Source organism: Streptomyces sp. NPDC046939, assembly GCF_040644575.1.
Lineage (GTDB): Bacteria > Actinomycetota > Actinomycetes > Streptomycetales > Streptomycetaceae > Streptomyces.
This window is the reverse complement of record NZ_JBEYWV010000022.1, coordinates 77435-91396: the sequence shown is the minus strand read 5'-3', so window position 1 is coordinate 91396 and position 13962 is coordinate 77435. Positions and strand designations below refer to the sequence as shown.

Here is a 13962-nt window from a genome sequence, read left to right as displayed (position 1 = left end):
GATGCTCCGGCGCGAGGACACCGGCGCCCTCGCGCCGCACCCCAGGCACTTCGCACGGTGGCGGGCCCGCAGCCTGCGCACCACGCTGGCCATCGCGTTCGTCCTGGTCGCGATCGGCGTCACCGCCCTGGTGGGTGTCCTGTCCTACCGCTCCGCCGCCCGGCTGGTCCGCGTCGACCAGGAGGCCGTGTTTGACGAGGTCGTGCACGATCTGCGGGTCCAGGTGCGCCAGCACGTCCTCACCCCGCACGACTTCGCCTCCGGCGACCCGGACCACGACGGCCCACGCGACCAGCTGACCCGCCGGGCGGGCACCGACGTGCAGGTCCTCGACGCCCACGGCGACCCGCTCGACGAGGGCCGCCCCCCGCTCCCCGTCGACGCCGAATCCCGCCGGATGGCGGACGCCGCGACCGCGGGCACCCTCGCGAAGGCCGACGACGTACGGATCGGCGGCGACGAGTACCGCGTGGCGACCGTGGCGCTCGGCGGCCGGCGCGGCGCGGTCCAGGTCGCGCAGGAGTTCAGCGACACCGAGGACCTCCTCAAGGAGCTGCAGAAGCGCACGCTGCTGTTCGCGGCCGCGGTCGTCCTCGCGGCGGGCCTGTTCGGCTGGTGGCTGGCGGGCCGCATCACCTCACGGCTCGTCCGCCTCGCCGACACCGCCGAACACGTGGCGTCCACCGGGCGGTTCGACGTCGCGGTACCGGTCACGGGCGGCGACGAGGTCGCCAGCCTGGGCCGCTCCTTCCACCGGATGCTGGGACGGCTCGCCCGCTCCGTGGAGGACCAGCGCCGCCTGGTCCAGGACGCGGGCCACGAACTGCGGACACCGCTCACCTCCCTGCGGACCAACATCTCCCTCCTGCGCCGCATCGACGAACTGCCCCGGGCGGCCCGCGCGGAACTCGTCGATGACCTCACCCTCGAGTCCCGCGAACTCACCGACCTCGTCAACGGCCTGGTGGACCTCGCGGCGGGCCACCAGAACGACGAACCGCCCGTCGCGGTGGCACTCGCCGACATCGCCGAGGACGTCGCCGCGCCTGCCCGGCGCCGTACCGGACGCACGATCACGGTCCGCTCCTCGGCGGACACGACGGTCATGGGCCGCCCGCCCCAGCTGCAACGCGCGCTGTCCAACCTGGTCGAGAACGCGGCCAAGTTCGACACCGACGGCACGGAGCCCATCGAGATCGTCATCGCCCGGGTCTCCGGGGGTAGCGTCCGCGCGGAGGTCCTCGACCGTGGCCCCGGCCTCACGGACGTCGACGCCGAGCGCGTCTTCGACCGCTTCTACCGCGCCCCCGCCGCCCGCAGCCTGCCCGGCTCGGGCCTCGGCCTGTCCATCGTCCGGGACGTGGCGACGGCCCACGGCGGAGCACCGTTCGCGGCGCGGCGGGAGGGCGGCGGAGCGGTGATCGGATTCACGATCACCGGAGCCCTGCTGGACTGATCGGCCGACCGCGACCCGGGGCGCCTGGACTCTCCCACGGTGGGAGAGTCCACCATGGCGACATGCAAGACGGACTCCTCACCATCGGACGCTTCGCCCGGCTGTGCCGCCTCAGCGTCAAGCAGTTGCGGCACTACGACGACCTGGGGCTGCTGGCCCCCCGCCGCGTGGACACCGCCTCCGGCTACCGCTACTACGCACCCGAGCAGGCGCGCGACGCCCTGACCATCGCGCTGCTGCGCGAGATGGACCTGCCACTGGCCGTCATCGCCCGGACCCTGGCCGCCGGGCCCGGGGGCAGGGCGGGGATCCTAAGCGCCGCCCGGGACCGATTGGCCGACCAGATCCGCAGGGACCAGGCACGTCTCCAGGTGCTGGAGCGGCTGGCACAGGACGGGCTGCCCAGCTACGAGGTGACGCTGGGCAGGGAGCCGGAGCTCCACCTGGCGGTGGTGCGCGCGGTGTGCACGCCCTCGGAGATCGGCACCACGGTGCAGGAGAGCATGGGACGGCTCCTTGCCGGGCTCGGTGCGGGAAGGCCGGCGGGGCAGCCGCCGCTGCTGTGGGGGCTGTACCCGCTCGATCTGGAGGAGCGGATGGAGATCGGGGTCGGGGCCCAGGTGCCGCCGGGGCCCGAAATCCCCGGACTTCGGTACGAGACGGTTCCTGGCGGGCCTGTCGCCGAGACCGTGCACGTCGGGCCCTACGCCCACCTACCCCTCGCCTACCACGCGCTCTTCGCCGCCGTCCACGAACGCGGCCTGCGCCCGCTCGCCCCCGTACGCGAGGCCTACCTCGTGGGACCGGAGCAAGCGCCACGCGAGGAGCTGACGACCCGGCTGATCGTCCCCGTCGAGGAGAGCGCGGCATGACCACTGTGACCGGAATCGACGCGCGTGGCATGCGGCACTGCGAGACGACCGCCCTGGGAGTGCTGCTCCGGCATGAAGGGCTCGACCTGTCGGAACCGATGATGTTCGGTCTCGGCTCCGGCCTGTCCTTCATCTACTGGGACAGCAAGGCCATGGCGTTCCCCTTCCTCGGGGGCCGGGTGAAGCCCTTCGCCCTGACCGAGAATCTGGCGGGCAGGCTGGGGCTGGAACTGGCGGTCAAGGAGACCACCTCCGGGCGCAAGGCATGGGAGCACGTGACGGCCGCCCTGGACGCGGGCCGCCCCGTGGGACTTCAGCTCGACAGCTACCACCTGGACTACTTCACCTCGAAGGTCCACTTCGGCGGCCACGTCGTCGCCCTGTACGGCTACGACGACCACACCGCCTACCTGGTGGACACTGAGCAGCAAGGCGGGGCGGTCTCCGTCAGCCGGGACAGCCTCGCCCGGGCCAGGGCGGCGCGGGGCCCGATGACCGCCAGGCACCGCTCCTTCACGCTCACCGCACCACGCCCGCTCCCCGACCCACGCGCACACATCACGGCCGCCGTCACCGCCTGCGCCGAAGCATTCCTCCACCCGCCCATCGCCAACCTCGGCCATCGCGGCATCGACAAGGCGGCCAAGCTGGTACCCACGTGGCATGAGCGCACCGACGACCCGAGGCACGACCTGCCCCAGGCCGCCGCGCTGATGGAGCACGCGGGCACCGGCGGAGCGCTGTTCCGCAACCTCTACCGCGACTTCCTCGCCGAGAGCACGCAATCGCTCGACAGCCCACACCTGCGCACGGGCCACACCCTGTACACCGAAGCGGCCGCCCTGTGGACGCACGTGGCCGCGCTGATCGCAAAGGCCGGCGAGACAGGCGATGAGCAGTGCCTCACCGAGGCGGGCTCGACCCTCCGGGACCTGGCTCAGATCGAACGCGAGGCGATGTCCGCGCTGAGCCGCCTGGGGCGGTGAACGTCGCCCAGCGACAGCCGGGCAGCCCGTCTCACTGCCGAAACGGGCTGCTCCGCACGCCGGTTCCGACTATTCACGGCATGCTGCTGTCCAGTGTCGCGGAACATCCACCACCGGCCTAGGGCCGTTCGGCCCTCCCTTGCGGCGATCTCGCCGAAACGACGCGGGGGGCCGGGCCCACCGGGTCCGTGTTCAGCGTTCCATCAGGCGCATCTGGGGTTCGGTGTGGGTGTCGCCCGCGGCCGGTGGGAGGCTGGTGAGCTGGGTGAGGTGTTCGTCGGACAGCTGGAGGGCGTCGGCCGCGACGTTCTCCTCGACTCGCGCGACGCGCCTGGTGCCGGGGATGGGCGCGATGTCCTCGCCCTGAGCCAGCAGCCAGGCCAGCGCGACCTGCGCCGGGGTGGCGCCGATCTGAGCGGCGACGGCCGCGACCTGGTCGGCCAGGCGCAGGTTGTGCTGGAAGTTCTCCGCGGTGAAGCGGGGGTTGTCGGCGCGGAAGTCGTCGGCGGCGAACTGCTCGGTGGAGCGGATCGTCCCGGTCAGGAAGCCGCGCCCGAGCGGGGAGAACGGGACGAATCCGATGCCCAGTTCGCGCAGCACCGGCAGTACATGGGCCTCCGGGTCGCGGGTGAACAGGGAGTACTCGGACTGCACCGCCGTCACCGGATGGACGGCGTGGGCGCGGCGAATGGTGTCCGGTCCGGCCTCGGACAGACCGATGTGGCGGATCTTGCCCTCCGCGACCAGCTCGGCCAGGGTGCCCATGACGTCCTCGATGGGCGTCCCGGGGTCGACGCGGTGCTGGTAGTAGAGGTCGATGTGGTCGGTGCCCAGCCGCGCGAGGGAACCCTCCACGGCGGTACGGATGTTGGCGGGGCTGCTGTCGGTGCCGCCGTCGCGGCCGGTGTGGGAGATCAGGCCGAACTTGGTGGCCAGGACCACCTCGTCGCGACGTCCCTTCAGCGCCCGGCCGACCAGCTCCTCGTTGGTGTAGGGGCCGTAGACCTCGGCGGTGTCGATCAGGTTGACGCCCAGTTCCAGTGCGCGGTGCAGGGCGCGGACGGACTCGGCGTCATCGCTGCCGGCGCCGGTGTAGGCGTGGGACATGCCCATGGCGCCCAGACCGATCCGGGCCACCTCCAAGTCACCGAGCTTGATGTGCTTCATGACTCTCCTCCTCTTGACCGCGCAGAACGCTGGTACCGGTGCTGTCGTGCTCCCGCCGGGCAGCCGCCGCGGACACCCGGCTCGGGCCGGGTTTCGCGGTCGCCCATGCGGACGCACGGCAGGTCGAGCGTACGCAACATATGCCGTGCGCCTTCGTGCGTTTCGCGTGCGTCTCGTCGGAGTCTTGGTCACCCGTGCGAGGGCCACGAGGGGGACGACGCCCCTGGTGCCGCGCGTCCCCTTGAGCCGGCCGAGCGGTGGATCAGCGACCGGCTCGCCGGCGGGCGCTGGCCGGCCTGGGTCGCCGAGAGCGACGGGGAGGTCTGCGACCACGTCTTCCTCCAATTGGTGGAGCGGGTGCCGGACCCCTTCGAGGACAACACGCCCATCGGTTACGTGACGAACTTCTACGTGGTCCCCGCGCTGCGCAACCGCGGCGCCGGTGGCCAACTCCTCGCGGCCCTGCGGGAACACACCCGGGCGAACGGCGTCGACGTGCTGATCGTCTGGCCCTCCGAGCGCAGCGCGCCGCTCTACGGGCGCGCCGCTCTACGGGCGCGCCGGGTTCCAGCCGTCGAGCGAGTTGCTGGAGGCGCGGTGAGCACCCGGCGCAGTCGGGCCTGAGCGCCCCCGTCGACGGACGCGGCGGTCAGCCGGTCCCGGCTCGCGTCGGGAGCGACCACCTGGCCCTCGGATCAGGGTGCCACGACCGCGACGCGACATGGCCCGGCCCCGCGCCCACGTCGAGGACCGACGCCCGCGCTGTCGTCACCGCTCCCTCTCCGGGGCGGGGCCGGAACCCACGTTCGTACCAGCACGTCGCGCGTAGGTCTCCTCTATGTGGCGGTACCAGTCGTCGTAGGCGGCGGCCAGCCACATCGCCTGGCTGTAGGGGGCGACGAGCGTCGCCCCGAGTTCTTGCAGCCAGGGCGCGACCTGCGCGGAACAGACCACGGGTACGGCTTGCGGCGGGAAGGACCGGTACTCCGCGCCGGCCGCGGCGAGCAGCGCCCGTACCGCCCGACGGGCCTCGCCGGGCTTGGCGGCGGGGTCGACCAGGAGGTCGCAGCGGTTCTCCAGGAAGCTGAAGTTGAGTCCGATGGGGCCGCGTTGCGCGATGGCCGCGGCGCGCATGCGCCCGCCGCTGACGCGCTGGGCCCAGAGACGGCGGTACCGCCTGAGCCCCACGAGCCGGTAGAGGTGATCCACCTCGGTGAGGCGCAGGTCGTCCCGGTCGAGTTCTTCGGCGCACAGGTAGACCCAGCCCCGGGTCTTCGTGGCCAGTCGCGCCAGTTCCAGGGAGAACCCGCCGTCGAGTTCCTCGACCTCCGGCGTCCGCGCGAGCGACGCGCACGCGGCGAGGGGGACCATGTAGAACCGTCCCGGCACGACAGCGGCGGACTCGGTACCGATCCGCGCGGTCATGCCCCCGAATGCCCGTGCCGCAAAGGGGTTTCGCGGCTGGAACCAGTTCTGGCACGCGGCGATACGGCCCTCGTACGTCGTCTCGGCCTGGGTCGCCAGCATGACCACCCGTGCCGCGCCCGGAGAGCCGGAACTGACGAGGTGCTGCGTGTGCCAGCCGCGCTGGGTGCTGCGCCACATCGTCAGAGAGGACCATCCGCCGTCAGGCGCGTCGAAGGTCACCACACGGTGCAGGAAACTGCCCGCCCGTCGTGTCCTGTCCCACGTGTCCAGGATCTCGGCTCCGTAGGGGGCCAGCCATCGCTGCTTGGCCGGATAGAGGAAGCGCGAGCGTCGGTAGCGGTAGAACAACTCCTCGGTGGACAGGGCGTTCAGCTCACAACCCGACTGCCTGAAGCCACCTGGTGCTTCGGACGCGGCAGTGGGTGGACGGGACGGATCGACAGGTGAGGTCATCGTGTTCGCTCCAGAGTGCGGGACGTCCGGCACACGTGTGTGGCTTGGTGCCACGCTCCGGTGTCGCCGATGACGGGGCCATAGGAAGAACTACCCATACGCCGGCTGCCGTCGCCCTGGGACAGCGGGCAGACCGACGCGTCGGGGCCCGCTCGGCGATCAGTCAGAGTGACCGGCCGACGGCAACCGGGCGCACACCGGAACCAGGCCCAACCGTGCCGCGAGCAGCACCGTCGTCACCCGGTCATGTGTGCCGAGCTTGCGGTAGATGTTCTCCAGGTGCCGGTGCACCGTGTGCTCGGACACCCCGAGACGCCGGGCGGTGGCCGCGGCGGTGAGCCCTTCGCTCAGCAGGCCCAGGACCGTCATCTCCCGCGGCGTGATGGCGTACGCGTCGGCCGTCGCGGCGCTGTCGGTGAACGGCGGGGGCAGGGCGGCGCGCAGCCGTTCCAGTTCCCGGACGTGGTGGTCGATCCTGACCAGCAGCGGCTGCAACCGCTGGGCGAAGCGGCGGTCGCGGTCGGTGAAGTTCCCGCCGTCACGGCCGAGGACCACACTGCGTACGACACCTGCCGGAGCGTCGAGCGGAATGGCCAACTGCTGAGTCACCCCCATGTCCGCGCCCGCCCGGTGCGTAGCGGTGCGACGCCATGTCCGGTCGACGACTTCATCGAGGGTGAGAGCCGCGTGCCGGCCGGGCCGGGCGTAGAGCCGCATCAAGGGATGGGCCCGCATGTGTTCGCTGATCAGGCGGTCCATGCGGCTCTGCCCGAGACTGCCCGGCGTGCCGGCCACCATCTTTCCCTCGCCCGCCGCCCACCGCAGGACCACCACCACTCCCATCGAGGCGTGCAGTGGCTCGACCAGCTCGCGGACGATCTGCTCCCAGGGCAGCGTGGTGTGGACGTCGTCCAGAAGGGCGGCGGCGAGTTCGAGAATGCGGTCGTCATCCCCCGACGGCAGGTGCGCCATGGTGCAAGCTTCCACGCCATCAGCAGATCGACTCCAGAGCGGGACGAATGTCCGCCCGGGGTGAACTCGTCACCGGACCACGACTGCCGCCGCACGAGGGGCTGGATGCATGGCACACCTCTTCGCGCTGCTGGCGCACCCGACGAGGGCCCTCCTATCCTCCGTAGTGTCTGCGACACACCTCTGGAAGAGGGGGCCCCGCCCGTGCCCAGTGGTCTTCATCCCGACCGTGTCGGACCCGTGGACGTCGCTGTAGTGGCCTTCGAGGGCGATCAGCTCAACGGCGACATCGCGCCCGCCCTGCGGGAGCTGCAGGACAGCGGCACCGTACACATCCTCGACCTGACCTTCGTCAGGAAGGCGGCCGACGGCGCTGTCGACGTCTTCGAGCTGGCCGACAAGGAAGTGGCGGACGCGTTCCAGGAGGTGACCGACGCACAGTTCGACCTGCTCAGCGAGGAGGACCTGCGGACCGTCGCGAATGACCTGCCGAACGACTCCGCAGCGCTGATAGTCGCCTGGGAGAACACGTGGGCGGCCCGGCTGGCCACGGCGATCAGTCGCTCCAACGGCCAATTGCTGCTCTTGGAACGCATCCCCCGGGAGACCGTCGTCGAGGCCATCGCCGCGCTCGACTCCGGCGGCGCACCCCGGGCATCGGCGCCCGGGAGCGCCGACGGCCGGGACTGGACATGATCCGCGAGACGTCACGAAGGGACACGACGGCATGCCTCAGCGATTCGGACGCCCCGGCCTGCTCGGAACGGTGGCCCGCACCGCGGCCGTCTCCGCCACCGCCACCGCGGTCTCCAACCGGGTGAACCGGCGGATGGGCGAGCGTGAGATGCGGCACCAAATGGACGCGCAGGCGCAACAGCAGGCGTGGATGGACCAGGGGGCGGCACAGGCCGCAGCACCGCCGGCGCCCCCGGCACCACCGGCGGCCCCGGCGGTTCCGGCCGCGAGGGACCGTGTCTCTCAGCTCAGTGCGCTCGCGGACCTCAAGGCACAAGGGCTGTTGTCGGACGAGGAGTTCGCCACGGAGAAGGCGCGGATCCTCAGTTCCTGACTCACTTCTGATGCTCCGCCGGGCTGGTCCTCTGTGCCGGTCCTCCGGGCCGGTTCGAACGTGCCGCCTCATTCGGTTTCGTCGCCGCTGATCTTTCCCTTGGCCTCGTCGTAGCCGGCCTCGGCGGGCGGTTCGGTCGGCGCGTAGATCACGCGGATGACGCCCGTCGGGAACACCTCGGTCGATGTCACGCGCAGGTGGTACGGCGCGTCGCCCTCGTCGAACAACCTGCGGCCCTTGCGCGCCGCCACCGGGTGCACCAGCAGGCGCAGTTCATCGATCAGCCCGGCGGCGAGCAACTGCTGCACGACCGAGAGCGACCCGGGGATGAGGATGCCCCGGACGGCGCTGTCGACCTTGAGCGCGGTGACGGCGTCGACAAGGTCGCCCTCGATCAGCTCCGAGTTGCGCCAAGCGAACTCCTGCGGCTGCCGTGAGACGACGACCTTGCGTACGTCGCCGAGCTGCTTCGCGAAGGGCGCGTCCTCCCCGCCCGCGGCCTCGCGGCCGGGCCAGGCACCGGCGAAGCTGTCGTAGGTCTCGCGGCCGATGAGGAGCACGTCGGAGGTCTCGTAGTCCTCGGTGACGGCGCGGCCCATGTTCGCGTCGAAGTACGGGAAGTGCCAGTCCGGGTCGATCTCGGCCACGCCGTCGGCCGAGATGAAGAGGCTGGAGATGAGCTTCGCCATTGCAGTGAACCTTCCGCTTCAGGGTGATGTCAGCAGGTAGACCGGTGGACGACGCCGAACTCATCGCCGCTGACGGAGGTGTTCAGGAATTCGACGATCCCGTGGGTGAACTCCGGGTCGCGCAGTGCGCCGAGGTGGTCGCCGTCCACGGTGCGCAGGGTTGCTCGCGGGAGCGCCGTCGACAGTACTTCCGGGCGGACCGCGAGGGGGTCCTCGCGGCCGGCGACGACCAATGCAGGTGCGGAGATCTTCTCCAGCGCGATGGGTTCGGCGTGGGCCGCGGCGGCCTGCGCGGCGAGGGCCAGCCGATCGCCGCTGACCGCGTCCACGAACGCGCGGAACGCGGCGGCCGTCGGATCGGTGACCGAGCCCGGGTCGTCGGTGCGCAGGGCGTGCTGGAGCGTCTGTCCGCCGATCACCCTGGTGTCGACACCGCCGCACTCCACCACACCGGCGCCCACCCCGCCCACGACCAGGCGTCGCACCCGCCGGTCGCCGACCGCGGTGAGCAGGGACACGATCGCGCCCATCGAGTAGCCGACCAGGTCGTAGGCGGGCTCGTCCAGCAGGTCGATCAGGGCCGTCACGTCCCGCGCCATCCTCGCCTCACCGTAGAGGGCGGGGTCGTGCGGCTTGTCCGAGGCGCCGTGTCCGCGTGCGTCGATGGTGGCGACGCGACGGCCCGTCCTGGTCAGCGCGTCGACGATGCCCGGCATCTCCCAGTTGGTCCGCCCGGAGGCGATGAACCCGTGGTGCAACAGAATCAACGGCAGGCGCGACCGCGACTCGCCTCCCGGGATTTCGCGGACTCCATGGGCTTCGTGGACTCCATGGGCCTCCCGGACTCCATGGGCTTCGTGGAGGTCATGGGCTTCGTGGGCTTCGTAGATCTCGTACGCGATCCGTATGCCGTCGTCCGTGCGGAACACCGCCATCGTCGTACCTGCCCCTCCCCTGCCGGCCAACACTGGCGCCGCACTCTAGCCGAGCCACGCCCTCCTGGCTCCGGTGGCCGCCGCGAGAGCGGGGGTGGCGCGGGTTCAAGGCCGGACCTGGATGAGCGCGTGCGTGCCGCTCGTACGCCATTTCTGCTCATGCCTTGCCACGAGCGCCTCCTCCGTGGCCGCGTCGAGCCCGACGACGACGTCGGACTTGAGCGTGCGCAGTGCGGCCACCGGGCCGGGGAAGTAAGCGGTGCGTTCGGCGAAGGGGGTGGTCGGCGGCCACAGTCGGTCCCCGACAAGGCGCCGGTAGTTGAGGTCGCCCTTGAACACCGTCAGCGCGGCCCCGGCGAAGTCGGCGCGCAGGTCGTCGGGCATGTCCGCGTAAGGGAGCGGGGCGCAGGAGAAGGCATGGGCGCGGATGATGAGCTGACCGGTGTTCATCGCGGACCACAGACGCTCGCCGGTCTGCGATGCCGCCGCACCGTTGGCCTTCCGCAGGCGGCGGAGACAATCGATCACGTCGCTGGTGGTGGCGTCGGACACGTAGTACGGGTACGGCTTGACGTGCAGGACCACGCGCTCGGCGAGCCGGTGCCGGAGCAGATGGTCGATGAGGACGAGGTCGGGCAGGAGCTCGCGGCCCGCGTTGTCCGCGACCAGGCACACGGTGGCCGCGGCTCCGGCGGTCAACAGGGACCACAGCAGCGCCGAGTCGTCCGCGACGATGCGGGAGTCGACGTCCGCGACACCTTCACCGCCTGCGGAGATACGGAAACCGAGGTCGGCACGGTTGCCCCACAGCGAACTCAGGAGCAGCGCCTGTGCCTGGTCCGCTGCGGGCAGCGGGGCGAGCCGGTCGAGGGCGGCGAGTTCCGCGTCGGCCTCCTCGGTGCGCAGCTCCGCCTGCTTGAACGGGCGGAAGGGGTCGACGCCCTGCCAGGGCCCCGGCGGGAAGTAACCCACCGCCTCCAGGAGCCTGCGGTAGAAGTAGCTCTCCGCCCACAGGAACGGCGCGTCGAACCAGGACGTGCCGAAGTACTCGCGTCCCCAGTCCTGCCATTGCGACGCGTCGTGAGCACCGGGTGGGAGCGGTTCGATCACGCCGTGCATGGCGTTCTCCAGGAGTGCGTCCAGTGCCCGGTGCTGCTCCGGCTCGTAGGGGAAGGCGTCGCGGACCTTCTGGATGAGGGCCGGATGCCGTTCGGCCAGCACGCTCCGGGCGAAGGATCCGTGTTCGTCGCTTCGGATGACGGGAGCTCCGGCGTCGTCGTCTGGGTGCATGGCTCGCAAGTCCTCGGTTCTTCGTCGTTCGTCATTCGTCGTTCGGATGGCTGCATCTGGTCGGCGGTTCGGTCCGTGCGCGTGACGTCCAGACCCAGTGTGACGACAGGTGCGGTTGCACGGGTGGGACGGGGCAGGACGGGTGGGATGGCCGAGGTGTGCCGCGTTGCGCCCGTCGCGCCCGGGTTGCGGGGCGCCATGGCGCCGTGTGGGGTGAAGGGAGTCTGTCCCCGCTGGGCACCATAGGAGGACCCCTGTGAACGAGCGTTCCGACTCGACCCCGCAGCCCGACGCGACCACCCCCGACGCGCTGACGCACACCGGCTCCGACGGTGAGGTCTCGCCCGAGGACCTGGTGCTGGCCGCCGGACGCGACATCACCCCGGCGAACCTCGCCTGGGCCGAGCACAAGCTCGCCACAGAGGGCCGGGCCGCCTTGGACAAGCTGCTCCCCTGACCACACCCGCAGACGCCGGTCTCACCTGTCCTGCTCTACGCCGCGCGCTGACTCCGACCGGTACCGCAGTCCGGCCCGACCATGCCCTCGGGCCGCCGCTCGGCTCGAACGGCGGCCCGAGGGCACACCGATGGGCGTGGCCCGGGCTCGGCGCAAGCGAGAGGAAGGACATCGACCTCATGCATCACGACGAGATCATCGGCAAGGTTCAGGCGCTCACTCAGCTTCCGGACCGGGGATCGGCCGAGCGGGCGACGCGGGCCGTGCTGGAGACGCTGGCCGAGCGGCTGCCGTCGGGGCTCGCGAAGCACATGGCCGCCCAGCTGCCGCCCACCCTTGCCGCCGCCGTAGAGCCGGTGACGGAACCCTCCGCCGACGGCCACCAGACCGGGTCGGGGGAGCGGTTCGACCTCACGGTGTTCGCCGGTCGCGTTGCCGTTCGCGCGGCGACGGACGAGGACACCGCGCTGCGGGAAGCCGCGGGCGTCCTTGAGGTGCTCGACGCCGCCCTCACCCCGGAGCTGACGGAGAAGCTGGCGGCCGCGCTGCCGGCCGACATCGGCCAACTCCTGCCCTCGGGCCGCGCCAGGGACGACCAGGACTGAACTGCTCGGCCTCACCTTCACGTCTTCAACCGTCAGGCAGGACGCATGGACAAGAAGCAGCTCGTCGAGACGACCACCGACGCGGCGGCGAACGGAGGGCAGGGCGGGCAGCTCACCTCCGAGAACGTCGAGCGGGTCTTCGACTCCCTCTTCGGCACCGTGGAACACCCGGGGTCCATCGCCGAGGCGCTGAGCAGGCGCGAGACCGTCGTCGTGGGCAGCTTCGGCAGCTTCCACATGGACGGTGAGACGGCTGCGTTCCGTCCCGGTACGGCGCTTGCCCAGTTCCTGCGGAACGAGGTCGGCTGAGGGACTCGATCCCGGTGCCCGGGGCCGCCGTCAGCGGTCGACGACCCGCCGTGCGTCCGCAGGCCACAGGCCCGTGCCAACGATGTGCTCCACCACCCTGAACGCCTCGCCGAGGAGCACGGTGTCCCGGTCCGGGTACGCGTCATGCTGCCCGTTGGACAGAACGAACCCGTCACTCAGCCCCTCGGCTCCGGGCTCCACGGCACGCTCGCCGGGATCGCCTTCCTCCGTACTCAGGATCAGCAGGGCGCGCCGGGTGTTCGTGGCGAAGGCCAGTGACCGCCCTGTCGAGCTGATCAGCCACGTCTCGAACCGGCCGTTCTCGATCCTCGACCGGAGAACGTCCGTCACTGTCTCGGACGACACGGGGAGACGGTCGTCGTCATGGAGTGCCCAGGTCTCGATCACGAGCACGACGATCTCACGGAAGGACGGATCCACCGCACCGCGCCGGCCGACCCCGATCAGGGCCGGCCAGCGGCACCGTCACTTGGTGGTGTGCGTCGGATACACCTGTACATCGGTGTAGGCCCCCTTGATGGCACCGGCGCCCGCCGGCCACTTCAGGGTCACGGTGTGGGTCTCGTTCGGGGGCGTCACGAGGAGCTTGGTCGGGGAGGTGAGGCTGTTGCCGCTGTTGTCGATGGGGTAGGCGAGGTTGAAGATGGCGGCCTCACCGGGCTTCAGGACCGTGATGCGCGGCTGGGCGTGGCCGCGCTCGATCGGGCTGGTGGTGTGATCGGCGTCCGTGATGTCCACGCCCGCGAAACCGGTCACCGAGCAGGTCGTCGACCCCCGGTTGACCATGGTGATGTCGATGCGGCCCTCGGTCTTGTCGGGCGCGGCATCGACGGCGCTGATGGCCAGGTTCCCGGTCTTGCAGAAGGTCACTTTGCCTGCGGTCTGCGACGCGCCCTTCGCGGCGGCCCCGCTGTCGGCACCCTTGCCGGAGTCGGTCTTCACGTCGTTGCCGGTCCGGGTGTCGCCACCGGAGTCCGAGGTGCTGCCCGGCGACTGCGCGTTCCCCGCCGGAGGCGCGGCCGATTCGGATGAGGCAGACGAGCCAGACGAGCCGGACGAGGACGAGGCGCCCTTGGCCGAGGAATTCGTCCCCGAGGAGCTGCCGCTGCCACACGCGGTGAGCGAGAGCGCGGCGGCCATGCCGACGGCGGCGACAGCGGCGGTGCGGGTGTACTTCATGTTTCCCCCAACAAGAGCAGCGTGGTGCATGCGGTCTGCAATCTTTGTATCCCGCATCGAGTTACAGCGGGCCC

At 71.0% G+C, this 13962-nt stretch carries 17 protein-coding genes; 9 read left to right on the top strand and 8 right to left on the bottom strand.

Annotated features, from left to right (window positions below; translation table 11 throughout):
* Position 1 precedes the first annotated feature (1 nt).
* The 3 genes from ABZ877_RS23980 to ABZ877_RS23970 all read left to right on the top strand — a co-directional run bounded on the left by ABZ877_RS23980 (position 2) and on the right by ABZ877_RS23970 (position 3314).
* Entirely contained in the window at positions 2-1456 is a 1455-nt protein-coding gene (locus ABZ877_RS23980) for a HAMP domain-containing sensor histidine kinase (protein WP_361074510.1), read from the top strand.
* A gap of 62 nt (positions 1457-1518) precedes the next feature.
* The gene (locus tag ABZ877_RS23975) at positions 1519-2328 is read left to right on the top strand and encodes a MerR family transcriptional regulator (RefSeq protein ID WP_361074508.1); all 810 of its coding nucleotides are present in this window, start codon (positions 1519-1521) and stop codon (positions 2326-2328) included.
* Complete coding sequence (locus tag ABZ877_RS23970) at positions 2325-3314, top strand: BtrH N-terminal domain-containing protein (protein ID WP_361074506.1); 990 nt, start codon at positions 2325-2327, stop codon at positions 3312-3314. Before ABZ877_RS23975 ends, ABZ877_RS23970 begins: the two co-directional genes overlap by 4 nt.
* A gap of 192 nt (positions 3315-3506) precedes the next feature.
* Here the strand turns inward: ABZ877_RS23970 and ABZ877_RS23965 are convergent, their stop codons facing one another.
* Positions 3507-4481 carry an aldo/keto reductase gene (locus ABZ877_RS23965; RefSeq protein ID WP_361074504.1) on the bottom strand — a complete coding sequence of 325 codons (975 nt, stop codon included), beginning with the start codon at positions 4479-4481 and terminating at the stop codon, positions 3507-3509.
* A gap of 105 nt (positions 4482-4586) precedes the next feature.
* Here ABZ877_RS23965 and ABZ877_RS23960 point away from each other — a divergent pair, with 105 nt between their 5' ends.
* Entirely contained in the window at positions 4587-5105 is a 519-nt protein-coding gene (locus ABZ877_RS23960; RefSeq protein WP_361074502.1) for a GNAT family N-acetyltransferase, read from the top strand.
* 144 nt (positions 5106-5249) lie between these two features.
* Here ABZ877_RS23960 and ABZ877_RS23955 read toward each other — a convergent pair whose 3' ends face one another.
* Together ABZ877_RS23955 and ABZ877_RS23950 are read right to left on the bottom strand one after the other, a co-directional pair.
* On the bottom strand, positions 5250-6362 hold the full coding sequence (locus ABZ877_RS23955; RefSeq protein WP_361074500.1) for a hypothetical protein: 1113 nt from the start codon (positions 6360-6362) through the stop codon (positions 5250-5252).
* 159 nt (positions 6363-6521) lie between these two features.
* Positions 6522-7334: a LuxR C-terminal-related transcriptional regulator gene (locus ABZ877_RS23950; protein ID WP_361074498.1), complete on the bottom strand. Its 813-nt coding sequence runs from the start codon at positions 7332-7334 to the stop codon at positions 6522-6524.
* A gap of 240 nt (positions 7335-7574) precedes the next feature.
* Here ABZ877_RS23950 and ABZ877_RS23945 point away from each other — a divergent pair, with 240 nt between their 5' ends.
* A complete protein-coding gene (locus ABZ877_RS23945; protein ID WP_361074496.1) occupies positions 7575-8030 on the top strand; it encodes a DUF6325 family protein in 456 nt (151 codons plus the stop codon).
* A 31-nt stretch (positions 8031-8061) separates the two neighbouring features.
* Positions 8062-8403, top strand: a complete 342-nt coding sequence (locus ABZ877_RS23940) for an SHOCT domain-containing protein (RefSeq protein WP_361074494.1) — start codon at positions 8062-8064, stop codon at positions 8401-8403.
* A 68-nt stretch (positions 8404-8471) separates the two neighbouring features.
* Here ABZ877_RS23940 and ABZ877_RS23935 read toward each other — a convergent pair whose 3' ends face one another.
* The 3 genes from ABZ877_RS23935 to ABZ877_RS23925 form a co-directional block, all read right to left on the bottom strand.
* The gene (locus ABZ877_RS23935) at positions 8472-9092 is read right to left on the bottom strand and encodes a dihydrofolate reductase family protein (protein ID WP_361074492.1); all 621 of its coding nucleotides are present in this window, start codon (positions 9090-9092) and stop codon (positions 8472-8474) included.
* Between the two features lie 29 nt (positions 9093-9121).
* Entirely contained in the window at positions 9122-10027 is a 906-nt protein-coding gene (locus ABZ877_RS23930; RefSeq protein WP_361074490.1) for an alpha/beta hydrolase, read from the bottom strand.
* Between the two features lie 105 nt (positions 10028-10132).
* Positions 10133-11317, bottom strand: a complete 1185-nt coding sequence (locus tag ABZ877_RS23925; protein WP_361074488.1) for a damage-control phosphatase ARMT1 family protein — start codon at positions 11315-11317, stop codon at positions 10133-10135.
* Between the two features lie 256 nt (positions 11318-11573).
* Here ABZ877_RS23925 and ABZ877_RS23920 point away from each other — a divergent pair, with 256 nt between their 5' ends.
* The 3 genes from ABZ877_RS23920 (at position 11574) to ABZ877_RS23910 (ending at position 12688) form a co-directional block, all read left to right on the top strand.
* On the top strand, positions 11574-11774 hold the full coding sequence (locus tag ABZ877_RS23920; protein ID WP_361074486.1) for a hypothetical protein: 201 nt from the start codon (positions 11574-11576) through the stop codon (positions 11772-11774).
* A 179-nt stretch (positions 11775-11953) separates the two neighbouring features.
* Complete coding sequence (locus tag ABZ877_RS23915) at positions 11954-12379, top strand: DUF2267 domain-containing protein (protein ID WP_361074484.1); 426 nt, start codon at positions 11954-11956, stop codon at positions 12377-12379.
* A gap of 45 nt (positions 12380-12424) precedes the next feature.
* Positions 12425-12688 carry a hypothetical protein gene (locus tag ABZ877_RS23910; protein ID WP_361074482.1) on the top strand — a complete coding sequence of 88 codons (264 nt, stop codon included), beginning with the start codon at positions 12425-12427 and terminating at the stop codon, positions 12686-12688.
* A 30-nt stretch (positions 12689-12718) separates the two neighbouring features.
* Here the strand turns inward: ABZ877_RS23910 and ABZ877_RS23905 are convergent, their stop codons facing one another.
* Complete coding sequence (locus tag ABZ877_RS23905) at positions 12719-13054, bottom strand: hypothetical protein (RefSeq protein WP_361074480.1); 336 nt, start codon at positions 13052-13054, stop codon at positions 12719-12721.
* 120 nt (positions 13055-13174) lie between these two features.
* Positions 13175-13888 carry a DUF4232 domain-containing protein gene (locus tag ABZ877_RS23900; protein WP_361074479.1) on the bottom strand — a complete coding sequence of 238 codons (714 nt, stop codon included), beginning with the start codon at positions 13886-13888 and terminating at the stop codon, positions 13175-13177.
* Positions 13889-13962: the final 74 nt, after the last annotated feature.